Raw genomic sequence first — 23432 nt, forward strand, 5'->3', positions numbered from 1 at the left:
ATGCGCAGCCATGAAACACGTAGAAGGGAGATCCGGTGCCTGAGCATCTGCTCGTCGTCTCTCTGGCGCCCGCGCACGAGAGCCTGCAAGAGTTCATCTCCCGGGCGCGGCGCTGTCACGACCTGTGGTTCGGCTCCTGGTGGATCGCCGCGCTCAGCAAGGCCGTGGCGCGTGGCATCGCCGAGGCCATCGGACCCGGCGGCCACGAGGCCCTGCTGTTCCCTGCGCCAGCGTCGGTCGAAGAGCTCGCGCCCGCGTCGAGCCTCACGGTGGCCAACAAGGTGCTCGCGCTCGTGCCCGCGGACCGGGAGCCGGTCGAGGTGGCGCGCTCCGGAGTCCGCGCGTTCGAGCAGGCGCGCGATCGATGGACCGCCGAGATCTTCGGGCGGGTGGGTCGAGACGACCGGGTAGGCCGGGACGACCCGCGGCGCCTGGAGAACTTCCACGAGCGCGCCGCGCGCGCCCAGATCGCGGAGCTGTTCGAGACGACCTGGGTCGCCGTGCCGCTCGGTGGCGGGTTCCCCGCCGGACGTGCCGAGGCCGAGCGCATGCTCGCGGCGCGCAAGCGGACGCGCGGGTTCCGTCAGCCCTCATGGGCCAGGGAGGGCGTGCCGAAGTCCTCGCTCGACGGTCTTCGCGATGCGGTGCTCGACGAGCGCATCTACGAGAAGCCGGTCACCGGCCGAGCGCGTCCGGCCGCGCTCGGCTCCGAGGAGCGGCGTCGCTTCTACGACGTGCACGGCAGCGAGCGGCTCTGCGGCGTGGGTCTGCTGAAGCGCTTCGGGCGACGCGTGATCGACGAGGCCGAGCGCATCCCCAGCACGAACCACCTCTCGACGCTGCCCTTTCTGCGCGGGCTCGATCGGGACCAGACGCGCCAGGAGGCCGTCCGCCGGGCATGGCGCGACTACCGCGCAGCGCTGGAGGAGGCCGGGGTGCTCGGCGAGTTCCAGGACGCCCCGCCGCTGCTCCGCTCCAGCCTGCTCGGCAGGATCGACGGTGGCGTGCTGTACCCGGGCCGCGTGCGCGAGGCGCTCGAGGACGCGGGCGCGAGCGAGGCGACGAGGCGCGTCGTGGAGGAGAGGCGCCGCGCGCTGCTGAAGTCCGCCGGACGCGACGAGCCCAGCGCTTACTACGGCATCCTCGTCGCGGACGGCGACTCGATGGGTGATCTCATCGCGATGCTCGAGACGCCCGGCGAGCAGCGGAGGCTCTCGGCGACGCTTGCGCGCTTCGCGCGGGAGCGGGTGCCTGCGATCGTGCAGGAGGGCGAGGGCGCGCTCCTCTACGCCGGCGGCGATGACGTGCTGGCGCTGTTGCCGTTGCACAGAGCCCTCACGACGGCGATGCGCGTGGCTCAGGCGTTCCGGGAGGAGCTGGCGCCGTGGGCCACCGCCGAGCGCGTGCCGTCGATGTCGGCAGGGCTCGCCGTGGTCCACTCGTGGAGCCCGCTCGAGGAGGGGCTCGGCGCGGCCCGCGAGGCGGAGATGCACGCCAAGGCCAGATCCGATGGCGCGACGGACCGGAAGAACGCGCTCGCGATCGCGGTGCACAAGCGCTCTGGAGAGCCCTTGATGGTGTGTGACCGCTGGGACGCGCTGGTGCCGCGGCTCCAGCGCATCGTCGATCTGCAAGTCGAGGACGAGCTGCCGGGGACCATGATCGAGGAGCTCGCTGCGCTGGAGCGGCTGGTCTCGGGCCTTGACGGCGAAGCGCAGGATAAGGCGCGCGCCGTGCAGCGCGTGGAGGCGCGGCGGATCCTCGGGCGCAAGGACATCCGAAGCGCGGTCCTGGACGAGCTCGGGGGCTGGATCGAGAAGCGCGAGATCGACGGGCCCGCACTGGGTCGCGAGGTGGCGGTGGCGCGGGTCTTCGCGCGCGCCGCGAAGGAGGCGCAGGGATGAGCGTGTGGACGATCGAGCCGCGCGATCCGCTGGTGGTGCGTGACGGCCGGCCGAACCAGGGGCGCAGCGAGAGCGCGGCGCGCGCGTTTCCGCTCCCGTCGACGATCGCGGGGGTGGTCCGAACGCGCCTGGGGCTCGGGGCCGACGGCGTGTTCGCGCGGACCAGCGCGGACGAGCTCGCGGCGCTCCGCGCGGTGGCGGTGCGGGGGCCGTGGCTGGTCGAGCCCGACACGGGGACCTTCTACGCGCCGACCCCCGCTGACCTCGCGCTCCTCGCGGACGCGGACCGCCGGACGATCGCCGCGCTCTCGCCGGCGCCGGTGGCAGCGCCGCTCCTGGTCGATGAGGGGCTGCCCGGTGATCTCGTCCCCGTGTGGGCGCAGCGGCACGAGCGCGAGGGCAAGGCCAAAGGCCCACCGGCCTTCCTCCGCTGGGACGCCTTTGCGCGGTGGCTCGCCGGGCCGGGGAGGCGCACGGGCGAGGACGCGGACAGCATCCTTCAGGGCGCCATCGACGCGCTGCCTCGCGAGAGTCGGCTGCACGTCCAGGTCGGCGAGCACGCGACAGCCGAGGACGGGATGCTGTTCGAGACCGAAGGCCTGCGGTTCGTGCACCCCGAGACCCGCGCGCCGCTCGCGCTCGCCGTCGAGGTGGACGACGCGGCAGCGGCGAAGGTGGGCTCGCTGCGCGAGGGGCTGGCGCCGATGGGAGGGAAGCGCCGGTTGGTGCGTTGGACCAGGGCGACTCAACCGCTGCCCGAGGTACCGGAGCCGGTGCTGAACGGAGCTAGCCTGGGAGACACCGGGTCACGGGTCCGGGTGCTGCTGCTCACGCCGGCTCTCTTCGAGGAGGGATGGCGTCCGCGCCTATCGCCGGGTACGCCGCTCGGGCCGGCCGAGGGGGTGACGCACGTGCGGCTCGTGGCGGCGTGCGTGGGGCGGCCGCTCGCCATCTCCGGGTGGGATTTCGCGAAGCAGCAGCCCAAGCGGATCCGGCGCGCCGCACCGGCGGGCAGCGTGTACTGGCTCGAGCTCACGGGGCCGCCGGCTGCGCGGCGGGCGTGGGTCCAGCGGGCGTGGGCGGAGGCGACGAGCGACGCGGAGGAGGACCGGCGCGACGGGTTCGGGGTCGCGGCGATCGGCAACGTGCTGGAGGAAGGAGGCGCGGCATGAGGAAAGGGCCGGGGCGTGCGCCGTCGGCGGTGCCGAAGGAGCGGGTGACGCCCGAGATCATCGATGAAGTGCGCACCTACGAGTTCCTCACGCCGGTCTTCGGCGGGGGCGTGAAGGTGGAGGGCCAGCACAAGCGCGCCGACCCGGTGACGCCGGTCCGCGGGGCGTCGATCCGCGGGCAGCTCCGGTTCTGGTGGCGGGCGTGCAATCCGCGCGGCTGCCGGGAGGTCGAGGAGCTGCGCGCGGCGGAGGACGAGGTGTTCGGGTCGACGCATGAGCCGAGCCGGTTGACGGTGGAGGTCGTCACGCAACCGGCGAGCCATGCACCTGTGGAGGTGCTCGCGGGGAAGTTCGACGCTGCGCCCGGGATGGGGGAGATCGCGTACGGAGCTTTCCCGCTGCGCGCAGAGGCGAGGTCTGGAGCAGGCGGCACGCACGGCGTGTTGCACCAGTTCTCCGGTCCCTGGCAGGTGCGCCTCCGATATCCGAGCGGCGCTCAGCGCGACATGGCGGCAGCGCTCTGGGCCTTTGCGCACCTGGGCGGGCTGGGTGGGCGCACGAGACGCGGGTTCGGAGCTGTCGCGGAGGTACAGCCGGGCTCCACGCCGAAGTCATCGCTCGAGGAGGGGTGGGCGTCCCACGTGCGCGGGCTCCAGGTATCCTGGCCCCACCTGCCGGCGTGGACCGAGGCCGCGCGGGCGTTCGTCGTGCGCCGCGAGCCGCACTGGCAGACTGGCCTGGCGGCCCAGAAGTTCCTCCTTGGCAAGCTTCGCGAGCTGCGACAGGGGGCCATGGGTCGACGGGGCGGCGGGACGAGAAGAGCAGGTCGCTCCTTCTGGCCCGAGCCTGACGAGATCCGGCGGCTCACCGGGCGTGCTCACCCGAATCATCCGCCCGAGCACCCGGTGCACGCGTTCCCACGTGCCGCGTTCGGCTTGCCGATCATCTTTCAGTTCAAGGGCGAGCAGGATGGCGAGCCCGCGCCGACGACGCTGGTCCCGCGTGGTCATAACCGATGGGGCTCTCCGCTCGTCCTCCGGCCACACCGGGGGCCCGCCGGAGTCGAGGCGATCGCCTTCTTGCTCGAGCCGCGTGTACCGGACGAGGTTGAGCTGCGTGGCAAGCGAGAGCGTGACCGCTGGCAGGTGAAACGCGTGCTGTCGGCCAGGGATGCCCGCGAGACGTCGCCGCCGATGGGCGCCACGGCCATCGATCCTCTCCAACGCTTCCTGGAGTTCTTCCATGAGTGAATCCGTCAAGCTCCTGTTGATCCACGCGCTCTCGCCGGTCCACTGCGGCACGGGACAGTCGGTCGGCGGCATCGACCTGCCCATCGCCCGCGAGAAACCGACCGGCATCCCGCTCATCCCGGGCTCGACGCTGAAAGGCGTGCTCCGCGCCGCTCCGAGCACGGAGGCGGGGCTGCACAAGGCGGTGTTCGGACCTGACCCCGACTACGCCAGCGAGCACGCGGGCAGCGTGCAGCTCGCGGATGCGACGCTGCTCTTCCTGCCGGTGCGGAGCGCGCGCGGGACGTTCGCCTGGGTGACGTCGCCGTACATCCTGCGGCGCTTCGGGCGGGACGCTCGGGAGGCTGGACGGGCGGAGCTCGTGCCGCCCGCGATCAAGCCGGACGAGGGGAAGGCCGTCGTCACGGGAGGAGCCCTCCGGCTCGATGATCTCGGCGGCAAGGTCGTCTTCGAGGACTACGATCTCGAGGCCACGGTGCAGAAGGAGCTAGAGCGCTTTGCCGGGGCGCTGGCGACGGCGCTCTGGGGCGCGGACGATAGCGCGGCGGAGGAGCGGAGCCATTTCGTCGCGCGCGTGTGCGTGGTGCACGACGACGTCATGGCGCTCTTTCTGCAGACGTGCCTCGAGATCACGACACGGGTCCGCCTGGATGCGGACAAGAAGACGGTCGTGAAGGGCGCGCTGTGGACCGAGGAGGCGCTGCCGGTCGAGACGATCCTCGCGGGGCTCGTCCTTGCCACGCCCGTGAAGCAGCCGAAGCCGCTGCGCGAGGGCGGCGCGGACCGTCATGGCCCCGGGGAGCTGCTCGGCTACGTACAGGGGCTCGCCGGAGGCGGCGTCGTGCAGCTCGGCGGTAAGGCGACGGTGGGGCGAGGGCTCTGCCGCATGACGATGGTGGGGTGAGACATGCCGTCCCTGGATCAACAGCGCGCACTCCTGGCCCACGAGCACGTCACCGCGGTCAAGGGCTGGCCGGAAGGGAAGCGGAAGAAGTACGGCGGCATGGTGCACCGGCTGCCGGCGCTGGTGCGGTCGGCGGGGCTGAGTCAGGCGCTGCACTTCGTGTCATCGCGCAAGGCGGTCGAGCAGACGCTGGTCCTCGATCACCTCGCGGACCAACTCAGGCACATCGACGCCAGCATCAAGGGCGGCAAGGAGCTGCTGGATGCGGTCCGCCGGGCGAAGCTGCCGAGATACCTCGCGCTGACACGAGAGACGCTCGCGTGTGTGGACTGGTACCGGCGGCTCGTCCAGGGCGAGCTCGGCATCGAGGCGGGGGAGCAGGACGATGACCGCGACTGACGGGCGCCGGAATGATTTGAAGAAGATCCGGCGCCTCGACGTGCAACACGCGGGGCTCTTGCTGGACAAGATGCTCGTCTGGCCTGACGTCCGGGAGGACCCGGACGGCGAGGAGGCGGCGAGCAAGGAGGCGCTCCGCGCGTTGCTGGAGGCGGCGCCGATCAAGGTGCCCGAGGGCTACCCGCGCGCGTTCGCGCGAAGGCAGGCGCTCCTCGAGCAGCTCACCGGGGGCATCGAGCGCGGCGGGACGCAGGTGCGGCGCGCGACGGCGAAGGGTCGGCTCGTGGTGAACCTCGGCGCGGCCGCGGTGCGGGAGACGAACCTCGCGCTGCTCCACACGTGGGGCGTGCCGTACCTGCCCGGCAGCGCGCTCAAGGGCCTGGCCAGCGCGGCGGCCCACGGAGCCGGCGTGCCCGCCTGGCAGAAGGCGGACGACAAGAATACGAGGCTCCAGGGGGAGGACCATCGCATGCTGTTCGGCGACACGAGCGAAAGCGGGGGTGTGGTGTTCCACGACGCATGGTGGGTCCCCGAAGGCAACGAGCTGCCGCTCGATCTGGACACGATGACCGTACACCACAGGAGCTACTACCAGGACGGCGCGAGCCCGCCGGCCGATTGTGACGAGCCGAATCCTGTGGCGTTCCTGACGACGAGGGGCACGTTCCTGATCGCGCTGACCGGGCCCGAGGAATGGGTCGAGGCGGCGTTCGACTGGCTCGACGTGGGGTTGAGGCACGACGGGATCGGCGCGAAGACGGCCGCGGGCTACGGGCGCATGGCCCTCGACAAGTCACCGAGGCAGCGCGAGAGGGAGGAGCGTGAGGAAGCCGAGCGGAAGCAGCGCGAGCAGGAGAAGCAGCGGGCCGAGGCGAGGCGCCGCCGGCTGAGCGAGCTGGTCGCGATGTTCAAGGGCAAGTCGAACGCGAGGCAGGTGTTCGAAGAAGTCCAGCAGATCTCCGCGGACGAAGCGCTGGATGACGACGTGCGGAAGGCGCTGCGGGATCTCCACGAAAAGGGCAAGGACTGCTGGTCTGACTGGTTGAAGCGGAGCGCCAGCCCGGAGCAGCGCGCGTTTGCGGAGCGGTTCCGGATGATGCCGGTCGAGTCCTCTCCGAGGCCCGCGGTTCAGCCGGGAGTGGCGCCTGCGCCGTCCAGCGCGATCTCGTGGGAGAGAGGGCTCGCCTGGATCGCTCGGGATCAGAAGAACCGGTCGACGCTGTACTGCGTCGGCGCCGTCGGCCGCAAGCCGGAGGAGCGCAATCTGAAGGACGTGAAGATCGAGGGGGGAGGGCTCGAGGAGGCGCTGCGCGCCGCGGGGCCGAACGCGCCTGTCGAGGTCGAGGTGCAGCGCGACGGCAAGAAGGTCGCCGGTATTCGCCCGCCGGTCCGGTGAAGCTGAGCGCAGGTGACGACGGCCCACACGACGCGGGGCTGCGAGCCGGGCGCGGCACCGGCGTACGTCACGTCGAGGCGTTGCCGGCCATCGGCAAGGCTGTCGTCAGCTTGCCGCCGGGGCCGCGAGCCAGGCGGCGAGCGCGCCGGCGGGGAGCTCCAGGAGGACGTCGTCGAGGCGATCCGGTCCGAGCCGGTCGAACCGTTCGGCCAGCACGGAGCGCTCGGCCTCGGCGAGCGGCCGGCCGAGCTTCTTCTCGAACTGCCTCGCCCGCGTCCCGAGCTGGCCCTCCTGGAGCGCCTCCCTGCGCGCCCCGCGCAAGCGGCGGCGCAAGGGCGAGAGGAGTGGCCGGAGTCGTTACACCGCATTACGCGCATCGCATCGATGTTGTGCTTGAATGGTGTTGATGGTGCTGCCCGCCGGCGCGGACTGCCCGCGCTGCGCGGTGCTGTGCCGCGCTGCTGCTGCCGCTGTGAGCGGCGGCAACAGCAGCGGCAGCGACGTGGGATTCGATGGATGGCAGGCAGACAGGGAGTGGGAAAGTGAGCGTGGGCGCGGTGCGTTCTCGCGCTCAGCGCCCCTTGCGTCCGGCGGCGGCGACGGGGGCACCGGTGAGGAACGCGCCGGATTCGGCCTGCAGCGGGGCGGTTTCGCTGTCGCTCTCCTCCTCGGCCTCTTCCTCCTCGGCCTCCTCGTCGCCGGCGGGCTCCTCGGCGGCGGCGGCCTTGGAGGAGCTGGCGCGGCGGAAGCCGAGCTCGCGGAGGGTCCTGCGGTCCTTGATGGCGCTCTGGACGATGGTGCTCCACTCCAGGTACCAGTCCCAGAGATTCTGTTCGGCCTTGTCGAACACCTCGTCGCCGGCGGCGGCGGGCGGGAGCTCGGCGACAGACTCGAGCTTTCCGGCGCGTGCGAGGAGCTGCTTCGCCTCGTCGATGACGGCCTTGGTGAGTCCGCGCTTTGCGAGGATCTTGCGGGCCTCATCGCCTTCGGCGTCGGGGCCGCCCTTTTCCTTGGACTTGCCGAGGCTCTCCCAGCGCTCGACGAAGGTGCTGACGGAGACGAGGACGGCGGCGCCCTCGGTCTGGGTGAGGTTGCGGAACACGAACGCGTGCGCCTGCGGGGCGTGGCGCTTGAGGGTCGCGGACGCGATGGGGAACCACTTGTTCTCCCAGGCGTCGAGCTCGTTGATCAAGCCGGTGTCGGTCGCGGCGGCGGTGGCGACGAATCCGAGGCGGGTGCGGGTGACGCGCTGGAGCAGGCGCCATCCCTCGGAGAGATCGTCATCGGAGAAGCCGTGAGCGACGAGCGCGGCGGCGACCTTGTTCTTGCGGAGTCCCATGAGCAGCAGGAGCACGCGCTCCGCTTTCTGACCTATGGTGAGCTTGGCCATGATCCACCTCCCAGTGGCACGGCTATCAAGGCCGTCGTGGGGTGTCGACATGTGGAGTGCGTCCGGAGTGTGCGCGTCGGGGCGTGCCCCGGGGGCGGCGCCGGGGCCCCCGGGTCGAGAAGGGCGCCGCGGGGGGCGGCGAAAGGACGCCGGGGCGAGAGAGAAGGCAGCCCCGGCCCGGGCGGCGGGGCGCCGGGGTGGCGGGCGGGATCCCCCTGGACGGAGGGGGCGGCCCCCGGCTCGGAAGGCGAGCGCCCCGCGGGGGATGACGCCGGCGAGGTGGGGGGTGAGTCCGGCGAGGTGGGGGATGAGTCCGGCGAGGTGGGGGATGAGTCCGGCGAGGTGGGGGCCGAGACGGTCGAGGCGGGGAACGCGCGCGGCGAGGCGGGGGCGGCGGCGCCGGAGGCAGGGAGGCGAGCGGCGGAGGTGGTGCTTATGGCGGCAAAGCGGACCGGGAGAACGGAAGGGCTGGGCAAGGGGAGGAAGGGGCGTGGTAGAAGAGGGCGGGAGCTCCGGCTGCGAGCGGTGGAGTGACGCGGAAAAGCCGGGGGGCGCTCGCAAGACCGGCAGGTGTTTGAAATAACGATCGATTTTCAGGTGGCCGGGGGCGCGCGGAGGCGCCTCCGGCCGCCGGATCGAGGGGCCGGACGGGAACCTCGCGCAAACCAGGTTGCAAGTGCGCGAAATGGCAGGTACTCCTCGGAGGCCCCCTCTCCGCCGCTGAAAGGCGGCGGCCCCATTGAAGGGAGCGCGGTACGGGTGGGAGCGCGAGGCAGCGCCGGAGCGCTCTCCGCCGCTGAAAGGCGGCGGCCCCATTGAAGGCGAGGGCGTCCCTCAGCAAGGCGCGAGCAGGAGAGCCTCTCCGCCGCTGAAAGGCGGCGGCCCCATTGAAGCCCGAACTCGGCGAGCGCGACGCCTCGGACGATGAGGCCTCTCCGCCGCTGAAAGGCGGCGGCCCCATTGAAGCGATCTCCAGCTCGCCGTTCCGGTTCGTCCGGATGACCTCTCCGCCGCTGAAAGGCGGCGGCCCCATTGAAGCAGCTCCCAGGGCAGGAGGCGCTGGAGCATCGGGATGTCTCTCCGCCGCTGAAAGGCGGCGGCCCCATTGAAGCAGGGGGAGGTCGGAGAGGCGGACGGTCCAGGGGATGGGCCTCTCCGCCGCTGAAAGGCGGCGGCCCCATTGAAGCGGCTGACCGGGGACGGTCGGCGCGTTCGGGTCCACCGCTCTCCGCCGCTGAAAGGCGGCGGCCCCATTGAAGCCGTGGCTGGTAAGGCCCCACCCTGTCGCAGCGCTCGACCTCTCCGCCGCTGAAAGGCGGCGGCCCCATTGAAGCTATCCGCACCGAGTGCAGCGCTCGGCATTCCGGAACACTCTCCGCCGCTGAAAGGCGGCGGCCCCATTGAAGCGCCGTCGTCGTGAGCCCTGGACACGAGATCATCGCGCTCTCCGCCGCTGAAAGGCGGCGGCCCCATTGAAGCCGCGCTCTCAACGCACCGGACGCCCTCGGACACACGCCAGAGGCTCTCCGCCGCTGAAAGGCGGCGGCCCCATTGAAGCCTGTTGTCGACGGCCGAGGCGAGCACCTCGGGGAGAGCCTCTCCGCCGCTGAAAGGCGGCGGCCCCATTGAAGCACCCGCACTGAACGGGCGCGGTTCGGGATCCTATACACTCTCCGCCGCTGAAAGGCGGCGGCCCCATTGAATCTGGTAGTGAAAGTCATCACGAATCACCAGCATATGGGCTCTCCGCCGCTGAAAGGCGGCGACCCCATTGAAGCACGAATGAGCGTTTTAGCTTGAGCCAACAACGACTCACTCTCCGCCGCTGAAAGGCGGCGGCCCCATTGAAGCTCGAGATTTTTCCGAATCGGATTCACCATAGCTTGAGCCCTCTCCGCCGCTGAAAGGCGGCGGCCCCATTGAAGCACCTGGGTGATCAGTTCCGCCAGGCCCGGGCAGCGTTCCTCTCCGCCGCTGAAAGGCGGCGGCCCCATTAAAGCCTGCCAGCCTGGCGTTTCGTACGTGCCCAGGGGGAGCGGCGCTCTCCGCCGCTGAAAGGCGGCGGCCCCATTGAAGCTAACCGCCGCGGAGTAGCGGCATAAGAAAGTGTACGATCTCTCCGCCGCTGAAAGGCGGCGGCCCCATTGAAGACTTCACAGCGGTAGCTGACCGAGAAAGCGGGCCCATGCTCTCCGCCGCTGAAAGGCGGCGGCCCCATTGAAGCAGGTTCAGTAGCGGCGCGGAAGGCGAGCCGCGCCGCTCTCTCCGCCGCTGAAAGGCGGCGGCCCCATTGAAGCGATTCCATAGCGTGTTAACCTCTGAACAGCTTCGGTCTCTCCGCCGCTGAAAGGCGGCGGCCCCATTGAAGCGTGTGATCGAGCGGCGCGACCGCGTTGAAGTCCTTCTCTCCGACGCCTGAAAGGCGGCGGCCCCATTGAAGCGAGCGGTACGGGAGGCACACCGCGGAGGGGTACGCGCGCTCTCCGTCGCTGAAAGGCGGCGGCCTCATTGAAGCGTGATCGTACCACTCAGCACGATCTGACACGCAAATTCTCTCTCCGCCGCTGAAAGGCGGCGGCCCCATTGAAGCGGGCGCTGGCCCGAGGAAGGGCTGCGCGCGTGATGCCTCTCCGCCGCTGAAAGGCGGCGGCCCCATTGAAGCGGGCGCTGGCCCGAGGAAGGGTGCGCGCGTGATGCCTCTCCGCCGCTGAAAGGCGGCGGTCCCATTGAAGCGGATGTCGTCGTTGGACTGCAGGCCCGCGATCCTGCTCTCCGCCGCTGAAAGGCGGCGGCCCCATTGAAGCTCCGGCACCGGCAGCGCGCGCGCCGGCCGCTCGTCCGCCTCTCCGCCGCTGAAAGGCGGCGGCCCCATTGAAGCGACGCGAACACCCCGGGCAGCGGCAAGAGCCTCCAGGCTCTCCGCCGCTGAAAGGCGGCGGCCCCATTGAAGCCCGCTTTATGCTCTTCCGGTGTCATGAGACGCCGGACCTCTCCGCCGCTGAAAGGCGGCGGCCCCATTGAAGCGCCAGCACGCGGACGGCGCCGTCGCCGCCCCACCACCTCTCCGCCGCTGAAAGGCGGCGGCCCCATTGAAGCGTAGGACCGAAGGAAACGAGGCCGCGCCGCTCAAGGGCTCTCCGCCGCTGAAAGGCGGCGGCCCCATTGAAGCTGCCACTCCCCTTGTTCCTTGACGCGCTGGTTGCTATCTCCGCCGCTGAAAGGCGGCGGCCCCATTGAAGCGTCTTCGGCTTCTGGAGCCGGTCGCGCCGCTCATGCACGCTCTCCGCCGCTGAAAGGCGGCGGCCCCATTGAAGCCGGTAGTGCGCCGGGCCCACGCTCCTCCCCGGCATGCTCTCCGCCGCTGAAAGGCGGCGGCCCCATTGAAGCACCTGGGGCAACCAGACGAGGTCCACGACGCACGCCGCTCTCTCCGCCGCTGAAAGGCGGCGGCCCCATTGAAGCTAGGACGTCATCTCGAACGGCTGGCGCTCGAACCGACTCTCCGCCGCTGAAAGGCGGCAGCCCCATTGAAGCAAGCGCCTGGCCAAGGCGGTCGGGGCGCCGACGCCCGCGCTCTCCGCCGCTGAAAGGCGGCGGCCCCATTGAAGCGCGGAAGGTCTGGTGACGATCCGAGGGCGCAACAACTGGGCTCTCCGCCGCTGAAAGGCGGCAGCCCCATTGAAGCATCGCCGACGAGGCCGACGATCCGAACTTCGACCAGATCTCCGCCGCTGAAAGGCGGCGGCCCCATTGAAGCAGCACCGTGTAGGTGTGCTCGAGCGCGTACTGCACGGTCTCTCCGCCGCTGAAAGGCGGCGGCCCCATTGAAGCGCCGCCTTGGCCTCGTCGGCGCTGGTGAAGCCGAGGCCCTCTCCGCCGCTGAAAGGCGGCGGCCCCATTGAAGCCACGCGGCTTCGGGCAGCCGCTCGGCGTCCCAGAGCCCGCCTCTCCGCCGCTGAAAGGCGGCGGCCCCATTGAAGCACATTGCTGGCCGGACTCTGGTCCAGAAGGTGGAGGCCCTCTCCGCCGCTGAAAGGCGGCGGCCCCATTGAAGCTGAGAGGGAACCAAGGGCCGTCGCAGAATTCGCTCCGATCTCTCCGCCGCTGAAAGGCGGCGGCCCCATTGAAGCACGCGCCGGAGCATCAGGATCGCGAGCGCGTTCGCGAGGCTCTCCGCCGCTGAAAGGCGGCGGCCCCATTGAAGCCACGTGGCGAGCTTGTTGCCCCCTGCTCCCTGGACGCTCTCCGCCGCTGAAAGGCGGCGGCCCCATTGAAGCTTGATCAGGATCGACGCGGGCATCGTGCGCCCGGGCTCTCCGCCGCTGAAAGGCGGCGGCCCCATTGAAGCGCGACCTCAAGCATGGTGGCGCCGGCGAGGACCTTCTGCTCTCTCCACCGCTGAAAGGCGGCGGCCCATTGAAGCAACGGGACCTCACCAAAACCGTTCTTCGGCAGCGCCGCCTCTCCGCCGCTGAAAGGCGGCGGCCCCATTGAAGCCTCACACGCGGATAGGTCTGCACCTCGGCGTAGCAGCTCTCCGCCGCTGAAACGCGGCGGCCCATTGAAGCCTGGGAAAACCTGTGGACGGGACTTGGGACCGCACGGGCTCTCCGCCGCTGAAAGGCGGCGGCCCCATTGAAGCAGCTCCTGGACAAGCTGCGCCAGACCGTCGAGCGGCAGCTCTCCGCCGCTGAAAGGCGACGGCTCCATTGAAGCCCCTGGTCCCTGCTCCGGGTGAGCTCGCTCGCGGGGTCTCTCCGCCGCTGAAAGGCGGCGGCCCCATTGAAGCTCGCTGAATTTCGTGTTGACCGGATCGAAGGGGAACGCCCCGCTCTCCGCCGCTGAAAGGCGGCGGCCCCATTGAAGCAGGACGTCGCTGATCACGGGATCGCTGCCGCTGTCGGCGCTCTCCGCCGCTGAAAGGCGGCGGCCCCATTGAAGCCCGACGGTCGGCTCGCCGCGGGGGCCCGACCCCTCAGCTCTCCGCCGCTGAAAGGCGGCGGCCCCATTGAAGCAGCCATCCGTCCCACCATCCCTCGATGGTAGCAAGGCCTCTCCGCCGCTGAAAGGCGGCGGCCCCATTGAAGCGCCGTGATGCCTCCGACCGCCTCGACGGCCCCCATGCTCTCCGCCGCTGAAAGGCGGCGGCCCCATTGAAGCCGGCGTCTCGGCCCCGCTCCGCTCCACGAACTCCGCTCTCCGCCGCTGAAAGGCGGCGGCCCCATTGAAGCGTGATAGGGCACGTCACCCGGGCGTACCCCGCGCCAACTCTCCGCCGCTGAAAGGCGGCGGCCCCATTGAAGCTATACTCCCTATGACGAATCTAGCCCATGGGAATGGGGAGCTCTCCGCCGCTGAAAGGCGGCGGCCCCATTGAAGCCACAACGTGGCAAGGGCGAGGCCCGCGAGGGTCCCGCCCACCTCTCCGCCGCTGAAAGGCGGCGGCCCCATTGAAGCCGCTCCTTCTCGCACGACGGCCGACCCCATCCGCACTCTCTCCGCCGCTGAAAGGCGGCGGCCCCATTGAAGCGGAGGGCGAACCGCGATCATCGGCTCGCCGGTGGTCCTCTCTCCGCCGCTGAAAGGCGGCGGCCCCATTGAATCGCTTTCGCCGCGCCCCATGCGACGTCCCGCTCCCGACTCTCCGCCGCCGAAAGGCGGCGGCCCCATTGAAGCGGCACGTCGGCGGAGAGCTGCAGGACGAAGGCCGCCCTCTCCGCCGCTGAAAGGCGGCGGCCCCATTGAAGCGCGCGCGCGGCGAGCTCGGCCCGGATGACCTGCATCTCTCCGCCGCTGAAAGGCGGCGGCCCCATTGAAGCCTGGGAGGGTCGCGTCGCCGCGCTTGCGGACGAAGCTCTCCGCCGCTGAAAGGCGGCGGCCCCATTGAAGCCATGCGCCCTTACTTCTCCACGCCCGCCGCCTCGATCTCTCCGCCGCTGAAAGGCGGCGGCCCCATTGAAGCTGGGCTGAGCTGGAGGGCCGCGTAGTGGCTCTGGGCGACCTCTCCGCCGTTGAAAGGCGGCGGCCCCATTGAAGCAGGTCGAACGGGTCCCCGGCCGCGTTCTCGGTGAACCTCTCCGCCGCTGAAGGGCGGCGGCCCCATCGAAGCATCACCTCGCGTTGCGAGGGCTGGAGCAGCGGCCCCGGACTCTCCGCCGCTGAAAGGCGGCGGCCCCATGGATGCGCGTCGGGGGCTTGCCTCGGCGTCGGCGGGATGAGCTCTCCGCCGCTCGCGCTGATCATGAGCGCGTTCGTGGGCTCCTCTGGCGCGCTCTCCCTCGCGGGGCCGACCTGCTGGGCCGCTTCCACGCGAGGGACCCCAGCAAGACATGCGGCTTGACGAGTCGCTACACCGCGCGTGCTCCGCGGTCGGCCGAGGAGCGCCCCGGTGCCCTGACGTACGGACCGGGGCGGGGCCCGGAAGGCGCCCCGGACCGGCGCAGGCGCCGTGGATCGCGGCCTGGAAGGGGTCCGGCACCCCGGCAGGCGCTCTGCACGGCGGCCCCGAAGGGGTCCGGGACCCCCATGGACGCTCTTCTTCACGGTCCGGAGGGTCCCGGACCCCCCTTCTGGCACAATAATCCGCGCTCCAAGGGGATGGATGGCACAAAATTGCGCTGAATCGGGCGCTTTTTGGCACAAGATCGGCCCCGTCATCGCTCCGCTGAGCGTTTCCGAGGGGTCCGGAACCCGGTGTGTCGCAATGCACTGCGGTTGTGCCGGTGCCGGACCCCTCTGCCTTGGCACAGGTCCAGGCCGGCTGGCACATCCGAGCTCGCGTGTGCCGGGCCGGAGACCCCGGCCGCCGTCCTGGGCCTGTGGACTCGTCGTTGGCTGCTTGAACTCCGGAGCCGCAGGCGGAAAATCAGCTCGACGAACAGCTCGTGGACATCGCGGCTCTCTTCGCGCTGCACAGCTCCTGGAACACGCGCCGGTCGAGGCGGATCGTCGCTGCCTGTCCCGGCGCTCGAGCACCCTATCGGGAGCGAGCCCGGCCTCGTCAGCGCGCGACCGGCGCCAACGCGCGAAATCCAGGCTGAACGATGGGAATGCGCGTCAAGCGAGCGCCTGGGCGCGGGCGCTGCCGCCCTGGGCCGAGCGTTCGGGGCGCCGGCTGTGGAACGCGCGTGCCTCACTCGGCAGGCTTGCCACCGTGACGGCCCGCCAGATCCTGGTTCAGCAGCTCGCCGAGCTCTCCGAGGAGGACGTCCAGGCGCTCCTCCCCATCGTCGAACGCCTCCGGGCCAAGCGTATCGCCGCAGGGAGCACGCCCTCCACCAAGGACGTGGCCCCGCTCGCCCCGTCCCCTCGGCGCCACCCCGAGCGGTTCGGCCCGCTCACCGGCTCGGTGCGGCTTGCAGGGGACATCGATGCTCCCGTCGAGAACGCGGACCAGTGGACCTTCGACGAGGAGAACCATCCTCTCGCCGATCGAGCCGGCGGTCGCCGCCCTCGCCGCGCGGCTCCCCTTGCATGGAGATCCGGCGGATCGGCTCATCGAGGCGACCGCGAGCGCCAACGGTGCAGAGCTCGTGACGAAGGATGAGCAAGTCCGCGCCTCTGGCCTCGTCGTCACCATCTGGTGAGGAGCCAGGAACAAGGCCGCGCCCAGGGGCCCGGCCATGAACAGGTCGACCTTCGTCGCTCCAGCGCGCCGCGCCTCCCGCATCACGCGACCCCGCACCGTGGTGGCCCAACCCAGCGCATAGGCGCCGTCCGGCATCGCCCCATGTCCTATCGTGGGGGTGCGGACGTGCAGCAAGCGGCCCACGGGCAGACCCGCACGCGTTGCGTGATCGCGCACGCCCTCGACGATCTCGTGCGTGACGCTGAGCGCGACGGCGAGCTCTTCGCCGAGGTCGAGCTGCTCAGCCGGCGAAGAGGACGCCCCCCGGGAACCCCAGGGGCCGGGGCCCAGGCCTTCAGGCCCCAGGCCCCCGTCCAGCCTGCGGCTCCGCCGGGGGCGCTTGCCCCGAGGGATCGGCACCGCGTCCCACCCGGCCACCGTCCCACCTCTCCCTGCCGATTCCGTGACGGTTCCCGGAAGCCCCCCGTAATTCCTAGTATGGGCCCTCTTTCTCTTCCCCCTCCCCCTCCTGCCGACCTCGTCCAGCACAGCACCTGGGCGTCCATGCACGCCACCGCCGTCCACGTCCTCCCGGGCATGCTCCGGTACCTGGGCGTCGCCGAGGACGACATCGACGACCTCTCGCAGGAGGTCCTGCTCCGCGCGTACACCAGCCTCCCCCGGTACGACCCCGCTCATCCCGCCAGGACGCACGGCACGGCCTTGCCGCCTTCGCCGCCGGCCTTGCCGCCTCCGCTGCCAGCCTCGCCTCCGCCGACCTCGCCGCCTCTGCAGGACTTCGTCTCCGCCGTGCCCGCCGCCATCGTGGATACCGTGCAGCCGCAGGACGACGCCGCTCCTCCGCCTCCCCCTCACCCGGCGCCGCGCGATCCCGCCGGAGCATCGCGCCCCCACGGCCTCGGCAAGCACTGGCGATCCGAGTCGACCTGGCTCTTCGGGATCGCCTGGCGACAGGTTCGGCGCCACCTGGAGCGCGCCTACCGGCGGCGCGAGGTGCCGGTGGGCCTCGCGGACGCGCCGTGCTTCCAGGCCACCGACGTCGCGCCCAGCAGCGAGCAGCGCATCGCCACGAAGGAGCGGGTCGCGGTCGCGATCCGCCTGCTGGCGAAGATCCCCCCGGAGCGGCGCGCGATCCTGATCCTGGCCGACGCGTACGACACCCCGGTGCACGAGATCGCGCGCGCGCTCGAGCTCAACGAGAACACCGCCGCGAGCCGGCTGCGCCTCGCGCGCGAGGACTACCGCGCCGCCGTGAAGCGCCTGCGACCCGAAGAGCAGCAGGCGCTCCGGTCCGGCCTGCTCATGCTCCCGCTCTTCTCCGTCGCCTCCTCGCGCGCCGTCGTCGCGCCGCGCCCCGGCCACGCCGCCGCCGTCGAGACGAACACGCCCGCGACCGGCCGCGACCTCCCGAGCGATCCCGCGCAGCAGGCGCTTGCCGATGGTCCTGGCCGCCTCCCGCGCCTCGCGCGTCTCCTGCGTCTTGCACGCCTCCTCCGCCCGGTGCTGGAGTGGGGGACGGCAGCCGTCGGCGGTGCCGCCATGATCGCAGCGCTCGCTCCCGCGCCGGTCTCCTGGGCCGAGCGCCTGGGGCCGGTCGCGAGATCGCTGCTCGTTTCGAGCGCGGTCGACGCCGGCGCGCCGCCGCCACCCGCGGGCCTTCCGGGCGAGGCGCCGCGACTCGAGTCGCCCCGGCTCGTCGCGATCTCGGACAGGGAAGCATCCGCCGCTCGAGCACCGACGCCGGCGCTGGCGAATGTCCTCGGCCAGCACAGGCCCGCTGCGCCTAAGCAGCAGGCTCGCTCCGACGAGGAGGAAGAGCCGCTCGCCCAGGAGCTGCGGCTGCTCGAGGCCGCCAAGCAGGCCCTGTTGCAAGGAGACCGGACCGCCGCGATGGAGCGCATCGCCGCCCACGAACGGCGGTTTCCGCAGGGCCGGCTGAAGATGATGCGCGAGCGGCTGCGATCGAAGATGGATGCACCGCGCGCCGCGCCCGCCGAGCCGGTCGCACCAACCACGCCCGCCGCGCCCGCCGGCAGCGCCACGGGACAGGAACTCCCGTGACGTCGCAGAAGCCGCAGTCGCCGCAGTCGCCACCCGCGCGCAGGCGCACATCGCACCGCGACACACGAGGCCTGCAGCGAGCACGGTGTGCAGCGCTCGCCTCGATGACCGCCGCGGCGATCTCCGCCCTCGGGATCGCGCCGGTCCACGCCGCGCCCAGCCCCCCGCCGACTCGCGTGCGGCTCGAGTTCATCCGGGGGCCCGGCGCCGAGCAGTGCCCCGACGAGCAGTTCCTGCGCGCAGAGACAGCCCGCCAGATGGGCGGCGTCGATCCGTACGATGCGAACGCTCCACTCACGATGGCCGCCTCCATCGAGCGCCGGGACGGCGAGCTCGTCGGCTCGATGTTCCTCCGCAATGGCAACGGCCGGGGACTCTGGGCCGACGGCTTCAGCTCCCGCAAGGACTGCCGCCGGCTCGTCGCTGCCATGGCGTTGTCTATCGCCGTGCTGCTCGAAGACCCCGCCGAGTTTTCGGCAGCGCCCGCCGCGCCCGCTGCACCGGCGGCACCCGCCGGGCAGTCCGTTCCGCCTCAGGATCCCTGCTCGCCGGACCAACCCTGCCCGCCGCAGCCGGCCCATGCGCCGCCAACGACACCCGCGCCGCTCAAGACGCCGCCCGTGCGCGCACCGCAGAGCAGCGCGCCGCCGGTTCCAGCAGAGCGATTCCGCTGGGTGGCCGGCCTCGATGCCGTCGTGGGCCTCGGGCCGACGCCCGGTGTTTCGGTGGGACCGGCGCTGTCGATCAGCGGCCGCTGGCCGGCGTGGTCGGTCGCGCTGGAGGTCCGCGGGCTTGCCGCACTGGCGGGGAAAATCGAGGCCGTGGACGTGTCGGTGTCCACCATCACGACGGACATCGTGGTCTGCCTGGACCGCCGCGTCCTGTTCGCCTGCGGCCTCGCTGAACTCGGCATGCTCCGCGCGGCACCCAGCGTCCCTTTCGACGCGGCATCACGATGGAATCTCAGCGCCGGAATGGGGGCACGGGCGGGCATCGAGGCGCCGCTTTCACGGAACGTATCCGCTCAGGCACACGCCGAGGTCGTTCACCCGGTGGTGGGCGCTGCGATCCTTCGCCACCCGGGCGCCCCCACGCCCGAACGCCCCGTCTGGAGCGCTCCTGCCCTCGCTGTGGCGCTCGGGATCGGCCTACGGATGAATTTATGAAACGATCCGACGACGAGCTCAGTAAGCATCCGCAGCGCTGAAGGTGCGAGAAATTTCCTCGACTGAGGGAATGGTGCCCATGAGGTTCTTCTTCACGCATTCGTCTTGTACTGAAGACAGGTGGTTAAGTAGGGTCTCAGCCATGCGTGCAACATGGCTCGTCGTTCCAGGAATGCTGCTGATCGCCGGCTGTGAGCAGGAGCCGATCATCATCACGGGTCCCTGTACACAAGAGGAGATCGACCTGGGCTACTGCGACCCACCGCCCAATACCGGGGCAGGCGGCCAGGGCGGCGCCGGTGGCCAAGGCGGTGAGGGCGGCACCGGTGGTACCGGCGGCGAGGGCGGTACCGGGGCGGCCGGCGGCGACATGCACAGCTCACTGTGCTCCGGCCAGTGCGCCCCGCCCGCGCCGCTCGGCTGGTTCGGCCCGGCGCTGCTCTGGCACGGCCCGCCCGAGGCCGCCCCCGACTGCCCCGCCGACGCGCCGACGCTCGGCTACGAGGGCTTCGCCGATCTCCAGCAGCCTCTCAAGGAATGCGCGTCCTGCGCGTGCGATCCGCCCGAGGCCTCGTGCGCGCTCCCCACCGACTGGGCGGCATCCTCCTCCGCCTCCTGCCCCGGCGACGAGCCGGACACCGTGGCGACCTCCTTCGCCGCGCCCGACGGATGGGACGGCGCCTGCACTTCCGCGAGCCCCATCCCCGCCGATCAGCTCTGCAACGGCGAGCCCTGCGTGCAGTCGCTCACGATCGCGGCGCCCTCGGTCACGACCGCCTCGTGCACGCCGCGCATCGACGAGCCGCCGCCCGTCCCCAGGCTCGATCCGTGGGCGACGCGGGCCCTTGCGTGCCTCCCCGGGGCGTACACGTCGTGCGGCGACGCGACGACGTGCGTGCCGGCGGCGCCCTCCGGGTTCCTGACCTGCGTCTTCCACGAGGGCGAAGCGGACTGCCCGGAGGGCTACGCCCTCAAGCGCACCTTCTTCAAGGACGTGATCGACGGCCGCGACTGCACCCCCTGCGGCTGCGGCGATCCGACCGGCGCCTCCTGCACCATCATGGCGTCCGTCTACCGCGACGCCGGCTGCACCGACCTGCTCGCGTCGAACCTCGTCGGCTCGAGCGTCCCGTTCTGTGTCGTCACGCCTCCCGGCGTCGGCCTCGGCAGCAAGTCGGCCACGATCGCGGCCGTGGAGCCGGGCGCTTGCGCTCCGCACGGCGGCGAGCCCGTCGGCGAGCTCCACCCGAGCGCGCCGTCCACGTTCTGCTGCGTCGCCTGACGCGGATCCCTCAGCTCCCCGCCGCCTCCGCCGTCCGCGGCAGCCTCGCCGTGAACGTCGTCCCCCGCGTCGCCGTGCTCTCGACCGCGATCTCCCCGCCGTGCGCCCTCGCGATCTGCTGCGCGATGAACAGCCCGAGCCCCAGCCCGCGCCCCGTGCTCGTCCTCGCTCCCGCGGGCGCCTCGTGGAACGGGTCGAACAGCGTCTCCAGCAGCTCGGGCGCGATCGCCGGCCCGTCGTTGTGCACCTCGATCAGGAGATCGCCCCCACGCGGGCGCACGGTCACCCCGACGGCGCTCCCCGGGTCGGCGTGATCGACCGCGTTCTGCGCGAGGTTCGTCACCATCTGCGCGACGCGCTCGGCGTCCCATCGCCCGGCGCCGCTCCCCTCCAGATCGAGCCGGATCGGCACGCCCGGGTGCGCCGCCCTGAGCTCGTCGATCGCGCTCTTGCAGAGGGCATGGAGGTCCTCCGGCCTCGGCGCGATCGGGATGCCGTTCGCGCCGCAGCGGCTCCGCGTCAGATCGAGCAGGTCGTCGATCGTCCGCGCCATGCGGCGCGCGCTCGCCGCGATGCGCTCGGCGTTCCTCGCCTGGCGCGGCGTCAGGTTGCCGTGGTGGGTCAGCATGCGGCTCGCCAGCGTGATCGAGGTCAGCGGCGTGCGCAGGTAATGGCTGAACGCCGCCATGAACCGGCCGCGACGGACGAGCTCCTCGCGCCGCGCCGCCTCCGCCCGCTTGCGCTCGGTGACGTCGATCACCGTGCCGATCATCCGGACGCCGCGCCCCGCGGCGTCGAAGAACGTGCGACCCTGCACGGCGACCCAGCGCTCCACCCCGTTGCAGAGCCCCACGAGGCGGTACTCGATGCTGTACTCGCCGCCGCTCTCCGGGGTCTGCGAGCGCCGCACGGCCTCCTCTACGCGCTCGCGATCGTCGGGGTGGACCGCCGCGAGGAACACGTCGTACCGGACCTCCGACGCCGGATCGAGCCCGGCCACCTCCCGGGAGCGCTCGTCCCAGCGCAGCTTGCCGGTCACGGTATCGTAGTCCCACACGCCCACGCCGCCGGCGCGCGTGGCGAGCCGCAGCAGCGCGCCGCTGTCCTCGAGCGCGGCGCGCGTCGCCGCCTCGATCTCGAGGGCGCTCGTCCACATGCTCGCGTCCACGACCGCGTGGAGCACCTGCGCCTCGCTCACCCCGAGCGAGATGCCCTGTTCGACACAGACCTCGATCAGCGCCGCCCGGAGGTGCGACAGCTCCCGCAGCGCCGCCGCGATGCAGCGCCCCTGCGCGGCGCAGCGGCGCGCGTGCTCCTCGACCCGCGCGTGGGCGCAGCGGAGCTCCGCGTCCTCGCCGCCGCGCTGCTCGGCGCGCCGGCTCGCCGAGAGCACCTCGACGAGATCATCGAAGAGCTCCGGGACCTCGCGGGCGAGCAAGGGCCCCGCGGGCCGCTGCGCCCTCGGCGCCCCCGGATCCTCGAGCACCCGGCGCGCCCAGCGATCCATCACATCGTCCTTGCGGCTCCTGAGCCTGGCCGTGATAGACGTCTCCACGAACGGACCGTCGTCATCCATCGAGACATAAGCGAGCGCGCGCCGGCGCAGATGTCACGTGCGGACACCCCCTGATTGACGCGTCGGTGCCCGTCTTCTATCGAGCGACGCTCTCGCGCTGCGCGAGGTGAGATTTCAACGCAAAGAAGCAAAGTCGCGAAGGCGCAAAAAAGAGCAGAATGATGAATCTGTATCTTTGCGTCTTTGCGTCTTTGCGCCTTTGCGTTGAAATCTCCCTCTCTGTTCGCGAGGCAGTGCCCTGGCGGGATTTCTGACCCGAGGAATCAGAATCTGCCGAGCACCCCGACGCCGCCGCCGTCAGCACCGATGAGCGGCACGACGCGCGCCTGCACCCCGCCGCCAGCGGAGCCGTGTCGCGCCCCGGCGGCGCGGGCCCCTTCCGTCCTCGACGGGCCCGACGTCAGCACCAGGATCGCGCCCGCGCCGAGCGCGGCCACGCCCACGCCGAAGCCGATCGTGGACACGAGCGCCTTGGTCTCCGCCGCGTCGATCTCCTTGCGGCCCAGCGGCGTGCATTGCTGGTTCGGGCAGAGCGCTTGGTCCTTCTCCGCGTCGCTCGCCTGGCCCGCGGCGAGGATCCCGAACACGGCGCCGACGCCGAGCACCGCCGCGCCGGCGCCCCCGATCACGAACCCCGCGGTGCGCAGGCCCTCGCCGCCGGTCCCGCCGGACGTGCCGCCCGGCGCGGGCCCCTCTGGCGCGGCGACCTTCTCGGGCGGCGCCGGCTGGAGCTTCGGGATGGCGATCGTCTTCAGGTCGGCGCTGTCGCCGACCTGCACGGTCGTCGACCAGACCGAGTAGCCCTGCGCGGTCGCCTCGACCTCGTGCGCGCCCGGATCGATCGGGATCGGCGTGCCGAGCGCCGCCGCGGGGATGTCGTGGCCGTCGACGCGGATCAGCAGGCCGGGCGTGCCCTCCGCGTTGAGCTGGATCCTCGAGAGCCGCGGCTCCAGGGCGCTGATGTGCTCCTGCGCGAACGCCTCGCGCGCCGCGTTGCCCTCCTTCTTCGAGGCGAAGAGCGCCTCCTTGAACTGCCCCCACGCCGTCGCCGTCCTGCCGAGCGCCTCGTTGCACAGCGCCAGGTTGAGCAGCGTGCCCGTGCCGGGCCGCAGGCGCTGGCTCTCCGCCAGCTTGGGGCACGCCTCGGCGTACGACTTCGCCTCCATCAGGCGGCGCCCCTCCTCGAACAGCGTCTGGGCCAGGGTCGGATCGCCAGCGCCCTGCGCAGCGGCGCCCGCGGGCGCGAGCAGGGCCGCCGAGGCGAGGACGACGGAGGCGAGGACGAGGCGGGCGCGACGGAGCGCGCGGGGAGCGTGCAATCTGGAGAGGATCATGGGCGGTGGG

Annotated in this window: 14 protein-coding genes, 1 pseudogene and 3 CRISPR repeat arrays; of the genes and pseudogenes, 10 read left to right on the plus strand and 5 right to left on the minus strand. The window is 71.5% G+C overall.

Annotated elements, in window-relative coordinates; genetic code table 11:
* The first annotated feature begins 35 nt into the window (after positions 1-35).
* From cas10 to cmr6, 6 genes are read left to right on the plus strand one after another with little or no spacing between them, the layout of a single operon-like run.
* The gene (gene cas10 / locus WME96_RS01885; protein ID WP_437288476.1) at positions 36-1904 is read left to right on the plus strand and encodes a type III-B CRISPR-associated protein Cas10/Cmr2; all 1869 of its coding nucleotides are present in this window, start codon (positions 36-38) and stop codon (positions 1902-1904) included.
* On the plus strand, positions 1901-3076 hold the full coding sequence (gene cmr3 / locus WME96_RS01890) for a type III-B CRISPR module-associated protein Cmr3 (protein ID WP_437288477.1): 1176 nt from the start codon (positions 1901-1903) through the stop codon (positions 3074-3076). The genes cas10 and cmr3 overlap by 4 nt, the downstream gene beginning before the upstream one ends.
* Positions 3073-4326: a type III-B CRISPR module RAMP protein Cmr1 gene (gene cmr1, locus WME96_RS01895; RefSeq protein WP_437288478.1), complete on the plus strand. Its 1254-nt coding sequence runs from the start codon at positions 3073-3075 to the stop codon at positions 4324-4326. The genes cmr3 and cmr1 overlap by 4 nt, the downstream gene beginning before the upstream one ends.
* Positions 4319-5230 (plus strand): type III-B CRISPR module RAMP protein Cmr4, encoded by a 912-nt coding sequence (cmr4, locus tag WME96_RS01900; protein ID WP_437288479.1) that lies wholly within the window; start codon positions 4319-4321, stop codon positions 5228-5230. The genes cmr1 and cmr4 overlap by 8 nt, the downstream gene beginning before the upstream one ends.
* Before the next feature lie 3 nt (positions 5231-5233).
* Positions 5234-5629, plus strand: a complete 396-nt coding sequence (gene cmr5 / locus WME96_RS01905) for a type III-B CRISPR module-associated protein Cmr5 (protein WP_437288480.1) — start codon at positions 5234-5236, stop codon at positions 5627-5629.
* The gene (cmr6, locus tag WME96_RS01910; protein ID WP_437288481.1) at positions 5616-7025 is read left to right on the plus strand and encodes a type III-B CRISPR module RAMP protein Cmr6; all 1410 of its coding nucleotides are present in this window, start codon (positions 5616-5618) and stop codon (positions 7023-7025) included. The genes cmr5 and cmr6 overlap by 14 nt, the downstream gene beginning before the upstream one ends.
* A gap of 105 nt (positions 7026-7130) precedes the next feature.
* Here cmr6 and WME96_RS01915 read toward each other — a convergent pair whose 3' ends face one another.
* Together WME96_RS01915 and WME96_RS01920 are read right to left on the minus strand one after the other, a co-directional pair.
* On the minus strand, positions 7131-7358 hold the full coding sequence (locus WME96_RS01915) for a hypothetical protein (RefSeq protein ID WP_437288482.1): 228 nt from the start codon (positions 7356-7358) through the stop codon (positions 7131-7133).
* 238 nt (positions 7359-7596) lie between these two features.
* Entirely contained in the window at positions 7597-8415 is an 819-nt protein-coding gene (locus WME96_RS01920; RefSeq protein ID WP_437288483.1) for a hypothetical protein, read from the minus strand.
* Positions 8416-9125: 710 nt separating this feature from the next.
* Positions 9126-10785: a CRISPR direct-repeat array (repeat unit 36 nt; unit sequence CTCTCCGCCGCTGAAAGGCGGCGGCCCCATTGAAGC).
* A 109-nt stretch (positions 10786-10894) separates the two neighbouring features.
* Positions 10895-12764: a CRISPR direct-repeat array (repeat unit 36 nt; unit sequence CTCTCCGCCGCTGAAAGGCGGCGGCCCCATTGAAGC).
* A 112-nt stretch (positions 12765-12876) separates the two neighbouring features.
* Positions 12877-14599: a CRISPR direct-repeat array (repeat unit 36 nt; unit sequence CTCTCCGCCGCTGAAAGGCGGCGGCCCCATTGAAGC).
* Between the two features lie 1186 nt (positions 14600-15785).
* Here WME96_RS01920 and WME96_RS01925 point away from each other — a divergent pair.
* A complete protein-coding gene (locus tag WME96_RS01925; RefSeq protein ID WP_437292448.1) occupies positions 15786-16001 on the plus strand; it encodes a PIN domain-containing protein in 216 nt (71 codons plus the stop codon).
* Between the two features lie 17 nt (positions 16002-16018).
* On the opposite strand, the pseudogene WME96_RS01930 reads toward WME96_RS01925, so the two are convergent.
* Positions 16019-16567: pseudogene (locus WME96_RS01930) on the minus strand (hypothetical protein); the annotation flags it as partial.
* Here WME96_RS01930 and WME96_RS01935 point away from each other — a divergent pair.
* The 3 genes from WME96_RS01935 (at position 16547) to WME96_RS01945 (ending at position 20512) form a co-directional block, all read left to right on the plus strand.
* A complete protein-coding gene (locus tag WME96_RS01935) occupies positions 16547-18064 on the plus strand; it encodes an RNA polymerase sigma factor (protein WP_437288484.1) in 1518 nt (505 codons plus the stop codon). The pseudogene WME96_RS01930 and the gene WME96_RS01935 overlap by 21 nt on opposite strands.
* Positions 18061-19230: a hypothetical protein gene (locus tag WME96_RS01940; protein ID WP_437288485.1), complete on the plus strand. Its 1170-nt coding sequence runs from the start codon at positions 18061-18063 to the stop codon at positions 19228-19230. The genes WME96_RS01935 and WME96_RS01940 overlap by 4 nt, the downstream gene beginning before the upstream one ends.
* A gap of 142 nt (positions 19231-19372) precedes the next feature.
* Positions 19373-20512 (plus strand): hypothetical protein, encoded by a 1140-nt coding sequence (locus tag WME96_RS01945; RefSeq protein ID WP_437288486.1) that lies wholly within the window; start codon positions 19373-19375, stop codon positions 20510-20512.
* A gap of 10 nt (positions 20513-20522) precedes the next feature.
* Here the strand turns inward: WME96_RS01945 and WME96_RS01950 are convergent, their stop codons facing one another.
* Positions 20523-22088, minus strand: a complete 1566-nt coding sequence (locus WME96_RS01950) for an ATP-binding protein (RefSeq protein ID WP_437288487.1) — start codon at positions 22086-22088, stop codon at positions 20523-20525.
* Between the two features lie 263 nt (positions 22089-22351).
* Complete coding sequence (locus WME96_RS01955) at positions 22352-23422, minus strand: hypothetical protein (RefSeq protein WP_437288488.1); 1071 nt, start codon at positions 23420-23422, stop codon at positions 22352-22354.
* Between the last annotated feature and the right edge of the window lie 10 nt (positions 23423-23432).

The sequence above is a fragment of the Sorangium sp. So ce406 genome, from assembly GCF_051474675.1.
GTDB lineage: Bacteria > Myxococcota_A > Polyangia > Polyangiales > Polyangiaceae > Sorangium > Sorangium cellulosum_G.